Origin of the sequence: Streptomyces sp. SCSIO 75703, from assembly GCF_036607905.1 — a bacterium.
Classification (GTDB): Bacteria; Actinomycetota; Actinomycetes; order Streptomycetales; family Streptomycetaceae; genus Streptomyces.
In genome coordinates this window covers 5,766,875-5,783,542 of record NZ_CP144555.1, presented here as the reverse complement: position 1 = coordinate 5,783,542, position 16,668 = coordinate 5,766,875, and the positions used below count along the sequence as shown (strand labels likewise).

15 protein-coding genes are annotated in these 16,668 nt (G+C 77.3%); 7 read left to right on the top strand and 8 right to left on the bottom strand.

Going from position 1 to position 16,668, the window contains the following annotated elements; genetic code table 11:
* Positions 1-35 precede the first annotated feature (35 nt).
* The gene (locus VM636_RS25510) at positions 36-917 is read right to left on the bottom strand and encodes a hypothetical protein (RefSeq protein ID WP_030420921.1); all 882 of its coding nucleotides are present in this window, start codon (positions 915-917) and stop codon (positions 36-38) included.
* Positions 918-963: 46 nt separating this feature from the next.
* Positions 964-2,490 carry a membrane protein gene (locus VM636_RS25505; RefSeq protein WP_030420920.1) on the bottom strand — a complete coding sequence of 509 codons (1,527 nt, stop codon included), beginning with the start codon at positions 2,488-2,490 and terminating at the stop codon, positions 964-966.
* A 391-nt stretch (positions 2,491-2,881) separates the two neighbouring features.
* Between VM636_RS25505 and VM636_RS25500 the strand changes: the two genes are divergently transcribed.
* From VM636_RS25500 to VM636_RS25490, 3 genes are read left to right on the top strand one after another with little or no spacing between them, the layout of a single operon-like run.
* The gene (locus VM636_RS25500) at positions 2,882-3,640 is read left to right on the top strand and encodes a 5-oxoprolinase subunit PxpA (protein WP_030420919.1); all 759 of its coding nucleotides are present in this window, start codon (positions 2,882-2,884) and stop codon (positions 3,638-3,640) included.
* Positions 3,637-4,263 (top strand): allophanate hydrolase subunit 1, encoded by a 627-nt coding sequence (locus VM636_RS25495; protein ID WP_030420918.1) that lies wholly within the window; start codon positions 3,637-3,639, stop codon positions 4,261-4,263. Before VM636_RS25500 ends, VM636_RS25495 begins: the two co-directional genes overlap by 4 nt.
* Entirely contained in the window at positions 4,260-5,147 is an 888-nt protein-coding gene (locus tag VM636_RS25490; RefSeq protein ID WP_053913401.1) for a biotin-dependent carboxyltransferase family protein, read from the top strand. Before VM636_RS25495 ends, VM636_RS25490 begins: the two co-directional genes overlap by 4 nt.
* 149 nt (positions 5,148-5,296) lie before the next feature.
* On the opposite strand, the gene VM636_RS25485 is transcribed toward VM636_RS25490, so the two are convergent.
* From VM636_RS25485 to VM636_RS25465, 5 genes are all read right to left on the bottom strand, one after another.
* Positions 5,297-6,196, bottom strand: coding sequence for an SGNH/GDSL hydrolase family protein (locus tag VM636_RS25485; protein WP_338485848.1), 900 nt, complete (start codon positions 6,194-6,196; stop codon positions 5,297-5,299).
* Entirely contained in the window at positions 6,193-7,350 is a 1,158-nt protein-coding gene (locus VM636_RS25480) for a glycosyltransferase (protein ID WP_338485847.1), read from the bottom strand. Before VM636_RS25480 ends, VM636_RS25485 begins: the two co-directional genes overlap by 4 nt.
* A complete protein-coding gene (locus VM636_RS25475) occupies positions 7,347-8,483 on the bottom strand; it encodes a glycosyltransferase family 1 protein (RefSeq protein ID WP_338485846.1) in 1,137 nt (378 codons plus the stop codon). Before VM636_RS25475 ends, VM636_RS25480 begins: the two co-directional genes overlap by 4 nt.
* 294 nt (positions 8,484-8,777) lie before the next feature.
* Positions 8,778-10,196 carry a HEAT repeat domain-containing protein gene (locus tag VM636_RS25470; RefSeq protein ID WP_338485845.1) on the bottom strand — a complete coding sequence of 473 codons (1,419 nt, stop codon included), beginning with the start codon at positions 10,194-10,196 and terminating at the stop codon, positions 8,778-8,780.
* A 356-nt stretch (positions 10,197-10,552) separates the two neighbouring features.
* A complete protein-coding gene (locus VM636_RS25465) occupies positions 10,553-10,945 on the bottom strand; it encodes an ankyrin repeat domain-containing protein (protein WP_030420912.1) in 393 nt (130 codons plus the stop codon).
* 330 nt (positions 10,946-11,275) lie between these two features.
* Between VM636_RS25465 and VM636_RS25460 the strand changes: the two genes are divergently transcribed.
* Both VM636_RS25460 and VM636_RS25455 read left to right on the top strand, forming a co-directional pair.
* Positions 11,276-11,470 (top strand): hypothetical protein, encoded by a 195-nt coding sequence (locus VM636_RS25460; RefSeq protein WP_030420911.1) that lies wholly within the window; start codon positions 11,276-11,278, stop codon positions 11,468-11,470.
* Positions 11,471-11,523: 53 nt separating this feature from the next.
* Positions 11,524-13,290, top strand: a complete 1,767-nt coding sequence (locus VM636_RS25455) for a hypothetical protein (RefSeq protein ID WP_338485844.1) — start codon at positions 11,524-11,526, stop codon at positions 13,288-13,290.
* A gap of 343 nt (positions 13,291-13,633) precedes the next feature.
* On the opposite strand, the gene VM636_RS25450 is transcribed toward VM636_RS25455, so the two are convergent.
* Positions 13,634-15,133: a PLP-dependent aminotransferase family protein gene (locus VM636_RS25450; RefSeq protein WP_030420909.1), complete on the bottom strand. Its 1,500-nt coding sequence runs from the start codon at positions 15,131-15,133 to the stop codon at positions 13,634-13,636.
* 102 nt (positions 15,134-15,235) lie between these two features.
* Here VM636_RS25450 and VM636_RS25445 point away from each other — a divergent pair, with 102 nt between their 5' ends.
* Positions 15,236-15,889, top strand: coding sequence for a membrane protein (locus VM636_RS25445; protein WP_030420908.1), 654 nt, complete (start codon positions 15,236-15,238; stop codon positions 15,887-15,889).
* A complete protein-coding gene (locus tag VM636_RS25440) occupies positions 15,886-16,653 on the top strand; it encodes a glycerophosphodiester phosphodiesterase (RefSeq protein ID WP_338485843.1) in 768 nt (255 codons plus the stop codon). Before VM636_RS25445 ends, VM636_RS25440 begins: the two co-directional genes overlap by 4 nt.
* Positions 16,654-16,668 lie beyond the last annotated feature (15 nt).

The window sequence follows — 16,668 nt, the reverse complement described above, 5'->3', positions numbered from 1 at the left end:
ACTCTCGTATGGCTTCGTGGCGTGGGGGCGGGCGGTCAGGAGGAGTGGAAGGGCAGTCCGGCGTCGGCGACCAGGTCGAGGTCGTCGGTGTCCTCGGCGGGCAGCAGGGTCGCGGTGCCGTCGGTGACGGGGACGATGCCCAGGTCCAGCAGTTCGGCGAGGGCGGCGCCGCCGGCCAGGTCGCGGACCTGGAGCTGGTAGCGGGCGGTGGTGCGGTAGGTGCCGCCGCCGTCGTCGCCGGTGCGCTGGAGGAAGCCGGAGTCGGTGAGGAAGGCGACGGCCTTGCCGACGATGCCGGTGGTGGAGCCGGGGAGCCGGCGGGCGTCCTTGGTGGCGCCGGTGGCACTGCGCCGGGCCCAGATCCGCCAGGCGGCCTCCAGTCCGGGGGCGTCGGTGGCGGGGTCGGTGTTCTCGCCGTCCCGCTCCGCGCGTTCCTCCAGGCGGCGGCATGCCTGGCGGACGAAGGCGTCGACGCCGTTGACGGTGACGCGGCCGATGTAGCCGTCGTCGGCGAGGTCCTCGGGCCGGGGGAAGGCGAGGGCGGCGACGGCGAGGTGGGCGAGGCCGTGCAGGAACCGGTCGCCGGAGTCGGTGGCGGCGCGGCGGGCGTAGTCGCCCATGCGGACGGCGAAGACGGAGTCCTCGGCCGCGGTCACGGCCATGCCCGCGCGCGGTGACACCTCCAGGACGACCAGGCCGAGTCCGGCGGCGACGGCGTCGGCGAGCCGCGCGAAGGCGGGGTCCTCGCGGTGGCGGCGCAGCAGTTCGGCGTACTCCTGGTCGCGGGCGGGCAGCAGCTTGGGCTGGAGGCCGAAGGCGACCAGCCGCGCGGCGTCGGCGGCGTCGGCGGGCGTGACGGGGGCGGTGGCCGGTGCGGGGGCCGCCTCCGGTTCGCGCCACTCGGCGTGCTCGGTCACGGTCGGTGCTCCTCGTCGTCCCGGGGGTGGCGCTGGGGGTCGGTGCTCATGCCGCCTCCGTCCGGTCGGCGGCCATCCCGGCGGCGTCCAGCAGGGCGGTGCCGACGATGAGGTCGGCGCCGCCGAACTCGGGGTCGTCCAGTTCGGTGCCGTCGTCGACGGCGAACAGGAGCTTCGGTTCGCCCTGGCGGTAGGCGGTGCCGACGGGCGGGCTGGCGGCGTGGACGGCGAGCAGGGCGACGAGGTGGGGCAGGTCGGCGTCGCGGGCGCGGGCGTCGGCCAGCAGCCCGGACAGGCGACGGGGCGCGTCGTGCGGGAGGTCGAGCAGTTCCATGGCGACGGCCAGTTGCTCCTCGCTGAAGCGGCTGTCGTCCGGGGTGGCGATCAGGTCGGGCTCGGGCATCTCGGCGCCGAGGTGCTCTCGCTCGACGGGCGGGGTGAGCAGCAGGTCGACGAGGTCGACGACGCGGACGGAGACGGGGGTGCGCGGTCCGGTGCCGCGGGCGAAGAAGGCGTCGGTGACGCGCAGCGCCCGGTCCACGGGGAGCGGCAGGACGGGGGCCACGAGGTGCCCGTACAGGTCGAGGCCGGAGGTGGTGGGCAGGGTGGCGAACGCCTGCCGGTCCTGTTCGGCGCGGAAGAGGGGGCCGGCCTCCAGCAGCCGGGACTGGAGCTGGGTGTGGCGGCGGATGCAGTCCTTGACGATGTCGACCAGTTCGGCGGCGCGGCGCTTCTGCTCCGGGTCCTCGGATTCGTCGCGCGCCTTGCGGATGTTGGTCAGGATCGCGTTCTCGTGCCGGTACCGGTCGGCGACGTGGTCCAGGGCCTCGGCGATCATGTCCGGTACGGCGCCGAGCCAGTCGACCGCGCGGACGTTGCGCCGGGTGGCGTCCAGGGCGCGGCGCAGGCTCTCGGAGTACTGCACGGTGCGGTACCGGGCCTGTTCGGCGGCGAGTTGGGCGTCGGCGAGCCGGCCGCGGCTGATCAGCACCTCCAGTTTGACCTCGGCGGCGATCTGGGCGCTGGTCACGTCGGTGTCGAGGGCGCCGACGAGCACGTTGACCGCCTCGTCGGTGGTGCGCAGGTAGACGGTGCCGCCGGGGCCGGGGACCTCTTCGATGAGCTTGAAGTCGTAGTCGCGGCGCACGTAGGTGCCGTCCGCGGCGAAGGTGCCGTAGACGGCGCGGAAACCGCGGTCGACGCTGCCGACGTTGATCAGGTTCTCCAGGACCCAGCGGGCGACGCGCTCGTGCTCGGCGGGGGGCCGCGTCGGGGCCTGGGCGGCGACGCGCGGGACGAGCCGGGCGACGATCTGGTCGTGGTCCGCGCCGGTGTCGAAGTCCATCGTGAGGGTGACGAGGTCGATGGCGGCGAGGGCGACCTCGGCCATCCCGTACACCGAGAACTCGCCGGCCAGGTTGGCCTTGCGCGCGTCGAGGTCGTGCAGCGGCGCGGTGCAGGCGAGCGCGCGCAGCCGCCGGGCCAGGCCCTCGTCGGCGGCCGGGCCCGGCGCAGGGCGCGGCCCCGCGCTGAGCTGGGGCGGAGCGCTGTCCGGTGGTGCGGGTGAAGTCACGGTGCACAGACTAGATCCTCGATCTGACAACAACCCAAACGACGCGGAAGCCACCGGGTGGCGGGGTGGGGGCGGGAAGAACGACGGAGGCGGTACGGCACGGAGGTTGAGGACGGGCGGGGCCGGGCGGCGGCCGGACGGGCCGCGGCGGTCCGCCCGCCGGTGCGGTACGCGTGGTGGGCCGAGGAGGGGGAGCGGGCCCCGGCACGGCCCGGTGGACGGCCGGGGGGTGGCGGGATCTGTCCGGCCGGGACCGGCGGTCGTCCTCGGGCCGGGGCCCGGTTGCGTGGGGCGGGTCGTCCCCAGGCGGGGACCCGCGGGGTGGGCGCGGGTCGTCTCCGGCCGGGACCCGCAGGGTGGGCGCGGGGCAGGGGTGGGGAGACTGGTGGGCATGACCTCGATCGACCTCAACGCCGACCTCGGCGAGGGTTTTGGCCGCTGGACCCTCACCGACGACGCGGGCCTGCTCTCGGTCGTCACCAGCGCCAACGTCGCCTGCGGCTTCCACGCCGGGGACCCGGCCACCATGCGGCGCGTGTGCGAACTGGCGGCCGGACACGGCGTGACGATCGGCGCGCAGGTCTCCTACCGCGATCTGGCCGGCTTCGGGCGGCGCGCGATGGAGGTGCCGCCCGCCGAACTCGCGGCCGAGGTGGCCTACCAGATCGGTGCCCTGGAGGTGTTCGCGCGGGCGGCGGGCACGCGCGTGGCGTACGTGAAACCGCACGGCGCCCTCTACAACCGGGTGGTGCGCGACGCCGGCCAGGCCGCGGCGGTGGTCGACGGCGTCCTCCTGGCGGGCGGGGCGCTGCCGGTGCTGGGGCTGCCCGGCTCGCGGCTGCTGGAGGCCGCCGGGCGGGCCGGACTGCCGGTCGTGGAGGAGGCGTTCGCGGACCGCGCGTACACCGACGAGGGCACGCTCGTGCCGCGCGGGGAGGCGGGCGCCGTGGTCACCGACCCGGACGCGGTCGTGGAACGCTCGGTGGAACTGGCCCGGGGCGGGGCCGTGGCCGCCCTGTCGGGGGCCCGCGTCCGGGTGCGGGCGCGGTCCCTGTGCGTGCACGGCGACACGCCCGGCGCGGTCGAACTGGCCCGGCGGGTCCGGGAACGGCTCTCCGCCGCCGGGGTGCGGGTGGTGGCCTTCGCGTGAACGTGCTGCCGGTCGGTGACGACGCCCTGCTGGTGGAGGTGGCCTCCGGGGAGGCGGCCGAGGCGCTGCGCGCGGAGCTGGAACGGCGCCGGGCAACGGGCTCGCTCGTGGCGCGGGAGATCGTGCCGGCGGCCCGTACGGTGCTGCTGGACGGGGTGGCCGACCCGGAGCGCCTGGCGCGCGAACTGACCGCCGCCCGGGTGCCGCCCGCTCCCCCGCGCGAGCCGCGCGCGGTCGAGATACCGGTCCGCTACGACGGCCCCGACCTGGCCGGTGTCGCCGCCCGCTGGGGCGTGGCGGAAGAGGAGGTGGGGCACATCCACGCGGGCGTCGAGTTCCGGGTCGCCTTCTGCGGTTTCGCGCCCGGCTTCGGGTACCTCACCGGGCTGCCGTCCCGGTACGAGGTGCCGCGCCGGGACACGCCCCGCACGGCCGTCCCGGCCGGGGCCGTGGCGCTGGCCGGCCCGTACACGGGCGTGTACCCGCGCGCGTCGCCGGGCGGCTGGCAGGTGATCGGCACCGCGGACGCCGTGCTGTGGGACCCGGCACGGGTGCCGGCGGCGCTGCTGTCGCCGGGCACGCGCGTGCGGTTCGTTCCCCGCCAGGGCGGGGGGCGCTCGTGACGGACCGTGCGCTCCTCGTCGTCCGTGCCGGAGCCCTGACGACCGTCCAGGACCGGGGCCGTCCGGGCCACGCCCACCTCGGCGTGCCGCGCTCCGGCGCGCTCGACGCGCCCGCGGCCGCCCTGGCCAACCGGCTGGTGGGCAACCCCGTCGGGGCGGCGGTGCTGGAGACCACCCTCGACGGCTGCGCCCTGCGCCCGCGTCGCCCGGTGACGGTGGCGGTGGCCGGCGCCCCGTGCCGGGTACGGGTCGACGGGCGCCCGGCTGCCTGGGGAGCGGCGGTGGACGTGCCGGCCGGCTCGCTGCTGGAGGTCGGCACGGCCGTGCGCGGGGTGCGCGCCTACGTGGCCGTCTCCGGGGGCGTCCGGGTGGAGCCGGTGCTCGGCAGCCGCTCCACCGACCTGCTCTCCGGGCTCGGTCCGCCGCCCCTGGCCGACGGCACCGTGCTGCCCCTAGGGCGGCCCGGGGTGCCCCACGCGCGCGTGGACGTCGCCCCGCAGCCGGGTCCGCCGGCCGAACTGGTGCTGCGGGTGGTGCCGGGGCCGCGCGCCGACTGGTTCACGGCCGGGGCGCTGCGGACGTTCGTCACCGGCGCGTACCGGGTGTCGGGCGCGAGCAACCGGGTCGGGCTGCGCGTGGAGGGGCCTGCGCTCCGCCGGTCCCGCCGGGGCGAACTGGCCAGCGAGGGCATGGTGCTCGGCGCGGTGCAGGTCCCGCCGGACGGCCTCCCGGTGGTGTTCCTCGCCGACCATCCGACGACGGGCGGCTATCCGGTCGTCGGCGTCGTGCGCGCCGCCGACCTCCCGGCGGCGGCCCAGGCGGTGCCGGGAACGCCGGTCCGCTTCGTGACCGTGCGGCGCCGCCGGGGCGCGGCGGCGGGCTGAGCGCACACGGTCCCGGCACGCCGTCGCCGGGGGCCCGCGTATGCCACGGTGCGGGCCGAGGGCACGGGCACGCCGGGGCGTCCGGCACGGGCGTGCCTTCCGCGCGGCCCGCCGGGGGTCCGGCCCGCCGGCATCCGCGCGGGACGGTGTCAGGCCCGCCCCGGACGCGCGGCCACCGGGGCCGGGCCCGGCCCGCCGGGCAACGGGGCACGCCTGTCCGGGGGCGGCGGAGACAGTGCGGCCAGGGCGGCGGTCACGGCCACCGACGCGCGGTGGTCGAGACGGGCGGTGGTCCCGCGCGCCTGGTGGCGGAGGTCGTCGGCGGCGAGGGCCAGCAGGTGCGGCAGCAGGTCGGTGCAGCGCCGGGCCACCCAGCCGGTGCCGGCCGTGGCGAGCCGGCGCAGGCGGGCCGAGCGGGTGGGCGCGGGGAACTCGGGCTCGGGCGAGGGTGCCGGTCCGGTGGCGGCGCCGCGTGCGGCGAGCAGCGCGTGGAAGCGCAGGGCGAGTTGGCGGTGTCCCCGTTCGCCGGGGTGGAGCCGGTCGGCGCTCCACAGGGCGCGGTCCCGGGTCCAGTCGCCACGGGCGTGCAGGTGGACGGCGTCGTAGCGGTCGGACAGGGCGTGGACCACGGCGTTGACGGCCCGTTGCCGCCGGGCCAGCGGGCGGGCCAGCGCGCCCGGGAGCCGCAGCAGTTCGCCGGGGTCGGGCAGGCAGGCGGTCACGAGCAGCGCCCCGCGTCCCGTGCAGGCGGCGTAGGCGGTGTCGAGGCCTGCGGCGACGGCGGTGAGGTCGAAGGTGTGGCGGAGCGTGTCGTTGACGCCGACGACGACGGAGACGATGTCGGGCCGCAGGGCGAGGGCGGCGGGCAGTTGCCGCTCCAGGACGTCGCGGGTCCGCGCGCCGCTGACCGCGAGGTTGGTGAAGGCCGCGGGCTCCGGGGCGAGTCCGGCGGCGAGCAGCGCGGCCCACCCGCGCCGGCCGCCGGCGGCGGGGTCGCCCACGCCCTCGGTCAGCGAGTCGCCGAGGGCCACGAACCGCACGCCGGTCATGCCGCTCCCTCCCGGACCGCCGGGTACGCGGCGGCCGGCGCGTCGTGGGCGGCGAGGAACGCGGCGACGGACCGGTCCCAGCCGAAGCACTCGGCACGCGCGCGTGCGGCTTGCCTGCGCAGGGGCTCGGGGCGGTCGAGGAGACGTTCCACGGCGTCGGCGAAGGCGTCCCCGTGGTCGGCGGCGACGGCCCCGGACGCGCCGATCACCTCGGGCAGTGCCGACGTGGCGCTGCCGATCACGGGCGTGCCGCAGGCCATCGCCTCCAGCGCGGCGAGCCCGAAGGTCTCGGCGGGCCCCGGGGCCAGGCACACGTCGGCCGACGCCTGCAGTCCGGTCAGCAGGGCCCGGTCGGCCACGTGCCCGAGGAACGTCACCGGCAGCCGTTCGTCGCCGGCCCACCGTGCGAGCCGCCCGCGCAACGGGCCGTCGCCGGCGATCACCAGGACGGCCGGGACGCCGCGCCGTCGCAGCGTCGTGAGCGCGTCGAGCGCGGTGCCGGGCCGCTTCTCCACGGACAGTCGGGAGCACATCACCAGCAGCGCCTCGTCCGCCCGCGCGTGGCGGGCGCGCAGGGCGGCGTCGTACGAGGAGGGGTTCCGTGCGGTGAGGTCGACGCCGAGCGGGGCGCGGACGACGTTGCGCGCGCCGACACGCCGGAACTCGCGCTCGGCGAACTCCGTGGTGCACACGACACGCGCGTACGCGTGTGCCGTCCGCAGGTTGAGGGCGTCGGCGGCGCGTCCGGCCGCGCCGCCGGGCAGCCCCCAGGCGCGCAGCACGCCGTCGGTGCTCTCGTGGGAGACCATCACGGCGGGGACGCGGGCGCGGCGGGCCCAGGTGCCGGTCCAGCGCAGAGTGGTGCGGTCGGACACCTCCAGCCGGTCGGGGGCCAGGTCCTCCAGGAGGCGGGCCAGGCTCCGCCTGCCGGTCAGGACGCGGTAGCCGCCGGTGCCCGGCAGCGGCGGGCCGGGGAGGGTGATCACCCGGCCCTGGTCGGTGTGCCGGTCGTCGGCGTGTGCCCCGGGCACGACGAGGACCGGTTCGTGTCCCGCCCGCCGGTAGCCGCGGCCCAGTTCGCGCAGGGCGGTGCGCAGCCCGCCCGAGGCGGGGGCGACGAAGTTGGCGAGCCGGACGATCCGCAGGGCGCTCACGCCGCCAGCACCGCCCTCCGGGTGGCGAGGACCTCGGTGTAGTGGCCGATCAGCCGGTCGCCGACGGCCGCCCAGGTGCGGCCCTCGACGGTGGCCCGCCCGGCGGAGCCGTACTCCGCCCGCCGGGCGGGGTCGGCGGCCAGCGCCGCCACGGCGTCCCGGACGGCCGCCGCGTCGCCCGGCGGCACCAGCAGCCCCGTACGGCCGGGGAGGACGAGGTCGAGGGGTCCGCCCGCGGCGGGCGCGACGACGGGGACGCCGCTCGCCATGGCCTCCTGGACGGTCTGGCAGAAGGTCTCGAAGGGCCCGGTGTGGGCGAAGACGTCCAGGGAGGCGAAGACGCGGGCGAGGTCGTCGCCGGTGCGGCGGCCGAGGAAGACCGCGCCCGGCAGGGCCTGTTCGAGGCCGGGCCGGCTGGGGCCGTCGCCCACGACGACGAGGCGCACCCCGTCCAGCGCGCAGACGCCGGCCAGCAGTTCGACCCGCTTCTCGGGGGCGAGCCGGCCGACGTAGCCGACGATCGCTTCGCCGTGGGGGGCGAGTTCGCGGCGCAGGGCCTCGTCGCGCAGGCCCGGCCGGAAGCGGTCGGTGTCCACGCCGCGGGGCCAGAGCCGCAGGCGCGGTACGCCGTGCTCGCGCAGGTCGCGCAGGGCGGCGCTGGAGGGGGCGAGGGTGAGGTCGGCGGCGGCGTGCACGGTGCGGATGCGCCGCCAGGCGACCGCCTCGCCCGCGCCCATGTAGGTACGGGCGTAGCCGGCGAGGTCGGTCTGGTAGACGGCCACGGCGGGGACGCCGAGGCGGGAGGCGGCGGCCATGCCGCGCGCGCCGAGGACGAAGGGACCGGCCAGGTGGACGAGGTCGGGCCGGTGGCCGGCGAGGGTGGCGGCGACCTTTCTGCTGGGCAGGGCGACCCGGACCTGGGGGTAGCCGGGGAGCGGGAGGGAGGGGACCGGGACGACGGGGCAGGGCGCACCGGTGTCCCGGGGGTGCGCGGCGGAGGGGGAGGCGGGGGCCGGGGCGATCACGACGCAGTCGTGGCCGCGGTCGACGAGGTGCCGGGCGGTCTGGAGCGCGCAGTGGGCCACGCCGTTCACATCGGGGGGAAAGGACTCGGTGACGATGACGACACGCATACCCGTGTTCTCGCCGGGCGGGACGTGGCCACGTCAACGTGGATCTTTCCGGGCGGGGAACGTCCCATGAGCGTTGCGCGGCCCGGCCCGTCGCGGGACCCGCGGGCGTCTCGCGCCCCGGGCGCCGGCGCACCCGGCGGCCCCTGCCCCGCGCGCCGCGCCGGCCGGGCTCGCCGCCCGGCACCGGCCCCACGACGTCGGCCCGCCGCCCCGGCAGCCCGTGGCCCGCCCCGCCGCGTCACCCCGGCGCCCGGCGGCCGGTGCCTCCGGTGGCCCACCCCGCCGCGGCTGCCCTCAGACCGCCGGGGCGTCCGGGCCGAAGCGGCTGCGGACGGCCGTCTGGACGTCGTCCTCCTCGGCCGGGTCGGCGGCGAGCCGCCGCAGCCGTTCGACGACGCGGCTGTCGCCGGTCTCGGCGTAGCGGGCGGCGATCTCGCGGGTGCTCTCCTCGCAGTCCCACAGGCATTCGACGGCGAACCCGGCGGCGAAGGACGGGTCGGTGGCGGCGAGCGCGCGGGCGGCGCGGCCCCGCAGGTGGGAGGAGGCGGTCTCCCGGTACACGTGCCGCAGTACGGGCGCGGCGCAGCCGATGCCGAGCCGGCCGGCCCCGTCGACGAGGGTCCACAGCGTCGACGCGTCGGGGCCCTCCCCGCGTACCGCGTCGCGCAGCGCGGCGAGGACCGGGGCGCGGTCCTGGACGCCGCCCCGGCAGGCGAGGACGCGGGCGGCGGCGGCACCGAGCGGGCCGGGCCGGTGGACCCAGCGGCGGGCCCGGTCGACGGCGGCGAGGCTGCGCATGCGTTCGAAGGCGTCGACGGCGGCCTCCACGACGGGGCCGGTGGCGGTGAGCGCGGCGGTCTCGATCAGGTCGAGCGCGTCGGGGTCGTTGGCGTCGGCGAGGTGGCGCAGGGCCGTGCAGCGGGCGCCCTCGGGGCCCGAGCGCGCGGCCTCGACGATCTCGGGCCGGTCCTCGGGGCCGGCCACGGCCATCAGGCAGCGGGCGGCCGGCACGTGGCGCGGGGTGCCGCGCTCGACGCCCTGCCGGGCCCAGGCGAGGACGGCGGCCACGCTCCAGCCGGGCCGGGGTCCGCAGGAGCGCATCTGCCGCTGCCAGCGGTCGAAGGACCCGGCCTCCCGGGCGGCGCGCACGCGCGTGGCGACCGACGCGCGGGGATCGTCGGCCCACAGGCGCCAGGGGCGGGGCTCGAAGGCGTCGCTCACGGTGCGGGCGAGTTCGGCCTCGCCCTCGGCGTCGCGCGGGAAGCGGGCGAGCACGGGCGCGGCGAGGGCGCGCAGGCCGGCGTCGTCGTCGCGCAGGGCCAGTTCGTCCAGGGCCCAGGCCCAGTTGGCGCCGTGGGCGGCGTAGCGGCGCAGCATGCCGAGGGCGTCCAGCCTGCCGTACGAGGCGAGGTGGCCGAGGACGGCGAGGGCCAGGCCGGTGCGCGACTCCTCGGGGTCCAGGGCGTCCTCGGGGGAGAACAGGTGGGCCTCGACGGCGTCCAGTTCGCCGTGCAGGTCGAGGTAGAGGCGGGCGTAGTAGAGGGAGCGGTTCTCGACCTGCCAGTCGTGGCGCGGGTCGTGGAGGACGCACGCGTCCAGCGCCGCGAGCGCCTCCGCGCGGGGCGCGGTGAGCGCGTGGAGCGTGCCGTCGCCACGCCCCCGCTGGAGCAGGCCGAGCAGCGTGCCACTGGGGGCTATGACCGGATCGAACATGGGAAACAGCCTCACATCAAGCGTCGACGGAACCGGGGACCACTCGTCACCTGGCCGTGCGACAACACGTCGGGGTGCCCGCCGTCTCTTGCTCGTGGTAGACCATCTTCCTCTGCCTCTCGTCGGTGGCCCCGCGGGGCCGCATCACGGCCCGCGCGGTGCGGCAACACCTGCCCAGCCATCGCGTCCGTGAATCACGTCGCCATGATGACCCGGCGGTCACTCCCGCCGCGACCGAAATTTCCGGCGCCCCCGCCGCCCCGCCGTTCCGAGCGGACCGCCTGGTCAGGGCGTCCGCTCCGGCCCGCGCCCGGCGCCGCCCGCCGGGGCGCCGGGAGTGCGCGGCCGCTGTCCGGTCACCGGACGCCGAAGAGCTCCAGCAGTTCGGTCCGGGCGAACATGCGGGCCGTGTCGACGGCCGAGGGGGTGCCGGCGGAGGGGTCGGCCCCGGCCTCCAGGAGGGCCTTGGTCACGTCGGTCTCGCCCTTGAAGGCGGCACCGGCGAGCGGGGTCTGGCCCCGGTCGTTGACCCGGTCGGCGTCGGCTCCGCGGGCCAGCAGGGCGCGCACGGCGTCGGCGTGGCCGTGGTAGGCGGCGAGCATGACGAGGCAGTCGCCGCGGTCGTTGGTCAGGTCGGCGGGGACGCCGGCGTCCACGTAGGCCACGAGTTCCTCGGTCCGCCCCTGCCGGGCCAGATCGAAGATCTTGGTCGCCAGCTCCACGACCTCGGGGTCGGGGGCTTCACTCATCGGCCGGACCGCCTCTCACTGCGAACGTACGAAGGTGGGGGAACCGCGGGTGCGCACGACGGCGAGCGGTGCCGCCGTGCGAGTGAATCGCCAGGGTACTGGCTCGCGGGGCCCCTCACCCGACACGCCCGACACGCCCGACACGCCCGGGGCGCCCCCGCGCGCGACGGCGCCGGCACGGCGGTCCGGTCCGGCGCCGGGCGGGCCGCTCGGCCACTCGGGCTCATTTCAGGGGATTTCCCTCATTTGCACCTTTTATCGTATGGATACATGCTGTGAACCTGGAAGCACTCATGGTGACTGTCCCCCCGTGAACCAGGAGAACTCAACATGATCCTCTCGATCTCCGGCGTGGTCCTGCTCGGCATCGTCGTCTTCATCTTCTTCCGCAAGGACGGCCTGAAGGCGTCGCACGCGCTGGTCGCGGTCCTGTTCGGCTTCTACCTCGCGAGCACGGCCATCGCCCCCAGCATCAAGGCGGGCGGGGAGAGCCTGGCGGGCCTGCTCGGCGGCCTCAACTTCTGACGGCAGCGCCCCCGAGCCCGACATCCGCAAGCACGTACTTCCAGGAGGCACCAGTGGCCCGGCGGCCCCTCCCCCGCATTCTGAGCAACGGTGGCGCGCAGCTCACCCGGAGCCGGGAGCTGGCCAGGACGGCGGCCGGCGGCGCCGCCGACGTCCTCCAGCCGCTGATCACGATCGCCCGCGGTCTGCGCCGGCTGGCCTCGGCCGGGCGGCGCAGATGGGCCGAGACGCCCAAGGACCGGCGCGGGGGGCTGCTGTTCCTGGCGGCCTCGGTGGTCCTGGTCGTGGCACTGGTGCCGTACGGGCCGCTGCTGGCCGCCGTCGCCCTGATGGGGGCGGCGGCCTGGACGGGCCGGGACCGCACCCCGCCCGCCACCGAGGGCCCCGACGACGACCAGACGCGGCGGCTGCGCTCGCTCTACGACGCGCTGGTGCCGTACTTCACGCACCCCGACGACCCCGATCCGCTGTACGCCCACGGGGGATCGTGGGAGAAGGCGTTCCCGTCGTACGAGTTCGACGACGACGGGCGCTTCGCCCACCTGGTGATCCGCTACCCGGCCTACTTCACCGACGGGGAGGCGCACTCCCGTACCCGGATCGAGCACCTGCTGACGGCGAAGGCGGGCCGGGGCCGCGAGTACCACTTCGCGTGGGACGAGGAGGCCAACCACCTCTCCGTCGCCGCGCTGGCGCCGCTGCCCACGGACATCGCCGCCCAGCGTTTCGTCACCGCCCCGGGCGAGACGGTGCTCGGCTTCACGGACCCCACCCGGACGCAGCGCACGCTCCCGCTCTCCCCCGGCGCCGACGGCGCGGCGTCGCGGGACGTGCCGCCGGTGGTGTGGCGCACCGGCGTCCGCTCCACGGAGCCGCACCTGCTGGTGCTCGGCCGGCCGGGCACCGGCACGTCGACGCTGCTGCGGTCGATCGCGCTCCAGGCCCTGCACCACGGCGACCTGGTGATCGTCGACGGCGGCGGAACCGGCGAGTACGCCTGCCTGACCGGGCGGGACGGCGTCCTCGCCGTGGAGTGCGGCCTCACCGGGGCGCTGACCAGCCTGGAGTGGGCGGCCCACGAGACGGAACGCCGGCTGGTCGCCCTGAACCGGGCGCGCCAGGAGGGGCAGCCGCCGCCCGAGGACACCCGGCGGCCCCTGTGGGTGCTGGTGGACCGGCCGAGCGCCTTCGCGCACCTGGCCGCCGCCGACGGGCGCCGGGACCCGCAGTCCCTGCTCCAGGTGCCCTTGCGGCACGGCCGGGCGGCCAACGTGACGGTGGCCGTCGCCGACCAGCTCGACGCCGTGGACGCCCTCGGCGACCCCGTACGGCAGCACACGCGCGCGCGGGTCGTCCTCGGCCCGGCCTCGGCGGAGGAACTGACGGCCGCGCTGGGCGTCCCCCCGCACACCACGCCCGTCGAACAGGTCCCGCCGGGCCGCGGTTACGCCCGGCTCGGCACGGGACCGGTGCACCGCCTCCAGGTCCCGGCGACGCCGGACCCGTACGACGACGCGACGAGCGACGCCCACCGGCAGGCCGTGCTCGGCCTGCTCCCGCAGCGCACCACCCCGGCGGACGGGGAACGGGCCACGGGCCCCGAGGAGGAGGAACCGGCGACGGCCCGTCTCCGCAAGACCGGCGACGGGTCGGGGCCACCGGCCGGTCCGGGCGGCCCGGCGGCACCGCCGGACGACGAGAGGTGCCCCGCGGCCCCCGAGGACACGCCGGACACAGCGCCGGTGCGCGAGACGGTCCCGGCGGAGAAGCCCGTGCGCGAGACGGTGCCCGCGGAGGCCGTCGCCGCGGAGCGCGCCTGAGCGCGCCGCGCCGGTCCCGGGCGAGCCCGCCCCGCCCCGGCCACGCCCCCGCCGCACGTCTCCGCTCCCACGACACGCCCGGCGCCCGCCGCCGCCGGCACCGCGGGAGTCGCGCCGCACGGAGCCGGGCGGGCCGCCACGCCCGGCCACACCCCGCCGCGCCCGTCCCCGGGTCCGCGACACGCCCGGCGGCGCGGCACCGTACGCGCCGGGCGAGCCCGGCCGCCCCGCCGGCCCCACCGCGCCCCGCCCCACGGGCCCCGGCACGGCCCGGCCCGGTCCGGCGCGCTCCCCGGCGCCCGCCACCACCTCGCCCCCGCGAGCCGCCGAACGCCCCCGCGGGTCAGGCCACGAAGGTCCGGGGCGACTCGCCGCCCCCCGCGCCGCCGCTGCGGACGAGCCGGGCCGCCGCCGCGAGCCGTACCGCCGCCTCCTCCGCCACGGCCCCGGCGACCGTGAACGGCAGCCGCACGTACCCCTCGAAGGCGCCGTCCACCCCGAAGCGCGGCCCGGAGGGCACCCGTACGCCCACCCGCTCCCCCGCCTCGGCGAGCCGCGAACCGGACAGCCCGCCGGTACGCACCCACAGGGTCAGCCCGCCGCGCGGCACCTCGAACTCCCAGTCGGGCAGCTCACGCCGGACGGCGGCGACCAGCGCGTCCCGGTTCTCCCGGGCCTGCGCCCGCCGCAGCCCCACCGCCTGCTCCCAGCCACCCGTGGTGAAAAGCCAGTTCACGGCGAGCTGCTCCAGGACGGGGGTGCCGAGGTCGGCGTAGGCGCGGGCGGCGACCAGGCTGCGGATCACGTCGGGGGCGGCGCGGACCCAGCCGATGCGCAGCCCGGCCCAGAACGCCTTGCTGGCGGAGCCGACGGTGACGACCGTGGACCCGGCCGGGTCGAAGGCGCACACCCGGCGCGGCATGTCGACCTCGTCGTCGAGCCACAGTTCGCTCATGGTCTCGTCGGCCACCAGCACCGTCCCGGCCGAACGGGCCGCGTCCACCAGCCGCCGCCGCTGGTCGTCGTCGGCGAGCGCGCCGGTGGGGTTGTGGAAGTCGGCGACGACGTAGGCGACGCGGGGCGCCGACTCGCGCAGCACCTGGCGCCAGCGGTCCACGTCCCAGCCGGTCAGCCCCTCGGCCATGGCGACGGGCACCAGGCGGGCCCCGGCCTCGCGCATCAACTGGAGGATGTTGGCGTAGGAGGGGGACTCGACGGCGATGCGCTCGCCGCGTCCGCCGAAGAGGTGGCAGATGGCGTCGATGGCGCCCATGGCGCCGGTGGTCACCATGATCTGCTCGGGCATGGTCGGGATGCCGCGCGCGGTGTAGCGCTCGGCGATCATCGCGCGCAGGGCGGGCAGTCCGGCCGGGTAGTCGCCGTGGGTGTGCGCGTAGGGCGGCAGTTCCTCCAGGGCGCCCCGGACGGCGCGGGTGAGCCAGGGCTCGGGCGCGGGCAGCGCCGCGCAACCGAGGTCGATCATGGAGCCGAGGGCCTCGGGCGGCAGGGGTTCGAGCCCGCGCGCGGGCAGCGGGTTGCCGGCCGGTACGGCGGTCCAGCTCCCGGCGCCGCGCCGGGACTCCAGGAACCCCTCGGTCCGCAGCGCCTCGTAGGCGGCGGCGACGGTGGTGCGGCTGACGGTCAGCGCGAGGGCGAGTTCGCGTTCGGCGGGCAGCCGGGCGGCGACCGGCACGCGGCCCTCGAGGACCAGGAGCCGGATACCGTCGGCGAGCGCCCGGTAGGCGGGCGGTCTGCGGGTGCCGGGTCCGGCCGGCCGGTCCTGCTGCGAGGCGAGCAGCCGGGCGAGCTGCACCGCCCCCACGGCCGAGGTCCACTGCGCCATGGAAATCAGTCCACCTTCCCCGTATTGGCCATGGATGGCCGTGCTTCTCGGCCCCCAGGGTGTCACGCAGCAGTCCACTACCACCACACAGGGGGGCACTCCTTGGCCACACAGCGGCGACTCGGCCGACGGCTGATCCAGCTCTACGGGGGCCTCGTGCTGTACGGCGCGAGTTCGGCGCTGCTGGTGCGGTCCGGCCTCGGCCTGGAGCCGTGGAACGTGCTGCACCAGGGGGTCGCCGAGCGCACCGGTCTGCCGATGGGCGTGGTGGTGACCGTGCTGGGCGCGCTGGTGCTGCTGCTGTGGGTCCCGCTGCGCCAGCGGCCGGGGCTCGGCACGGTCTCCAACGTGCTGGTGATCGGGGCCGCGCTGGACCTCACGCTGGCCGTGGTGCCGGACGCCCGCCCCATGGCGGTGCGGATCACGCTGCTGGTGGCGGGGATCGTCCTCAACGGCGCGGCGACCGGGCTGTACATAGCGGCGCGGTTCGGGCCGGGTCCGCGCGACGGGCTGATGACGGGGCTGAACGAACGGACGGGGCTGTCGGTGCGGCTGGTGCGCACGGCGGTCGAGGTCGCCGTCGTCGTCACCGGCTTCCTGCTGGGCGGCACGGTCGGCGTCGGCACGCTGCTCTACGCGGTGTCGATCGGCCCGCTCGCCCAGGTGTTCCTGCGCGTGTTCGCCGTCCCCGCGGCACCCGCGGGCGGGGCGGACGTTGCCGCCGGTCCACCCGACCGCGCGATACTGCCCGGGTGAGCTCCCCGATACGCCACCCCTACCTCGACCACCCCGGCCCCCTCGCCTTCGCCCACCGCGGCGGAGCGGCGGACGGCCTGGAGAACACCCTGCGGCAGTTCCGGCGGGCGGTGGAGGCGGGCTACCGGTACCTGGAGACCGACGTCCACGCCACCCGGGACGGGCGGCTCGTCGCCTTCCACGACGCGACCCTGGACCGGGTGACCGACGGCTCCGGCCGGATCGGCGCCCTCACCTGGCAGACCGTGCGGCGGGCCCGGGTCGCCGGCGTGGAGCCGGTGCCCCTCTTCGAGGACCTCCTCGACGCCTTCCCCGAGGCGCGCTGGAACGTGGACGTCAAGGAGGAGGCGGCGCTGACGCCGCTGCTGGAGCTGATCGCGCGGACCGGCGCCTGGGACCGGGTCTGCGTCGGCTCCTTCTCCGAGGCCCGCGTGGTCCGCGCCCAGCGGCTGGCCGGCCCGCGCCTGGCCACCTCGTACGGCACCCGGGGCGTGCTCAACCTGCGGCTGCGCTCGTGGGGCGTCCCGGCGGCCCTGCGGCGTTCGGCGGTGGCCGCGCAGGTGCCCGAGGTGCAGTCCGGCATCCAGGTGGTCGACCGCCGTTTCGTGCGCGCCGCCCACGCGCTCGGGCTCCAGGTGCACGTGTGGACGGTGAACGAGGCCGACCGCATGCACCGGCTGCTGGACCTCGGGGTGGATGGCATCATGACCGATCACATCGACACGTTGCGCGGGGTCATGGAGGACCGGGGCGTCTGGGTCTGAGGGCGGCCGGTATCC

Coding starts and splice junctions, on each gene's coding strand:
- VM636_RS25500 (WP_030420919.1), top strand. CDS start 2,882: ATGACCTCGATCGACCTCAACGCCGACCTCGGCGAGGGTTTTGGCCGC.
- VM636_RS25485 (WP_338485848.1), bottom strand. CDS start 6,196: ATGACCGGCGTGCGGTTCGTGGCCCTCGGCGACTCGCTGACCGAGGGC.
- VM636_RS25475 (WP_338485846.1), bottom strand. CDS start 8,483: ATGCGTGTCGTCATCGTCACCGAGTCCTTTCCCCCCGATGTGAACGGC.
- VM636_RS25470 (WP_338485845.1), bottom strand. CDS start 10,196: ATGTTCGATCCGGTCATAGCCCCCAGTGGCACGCTGCTCGGCCTGCTC.
- VM636_RS25465 (WP_030420912.1), bottom strand. CDS start 10,945: ATGAGTGAAGCCCCCGACCCCGAGGTCGTGGAGCTGGCGACCAAGATC.
- VM636_RS25460 (WP_030420911.1), top strand. CDS start 11,276: ATGATCCTCTCGATCTCCGGCGTGGTCCTGCTCGGCATCGTCGTCTTC.
- VM636_RS25450 (WP_030420909.1), bottom strand. CDS start 15,133: ATGGCGCAGTGGACCTCGGCCGTGGGGGCGGTGCAGCTCGCCCGGCTG.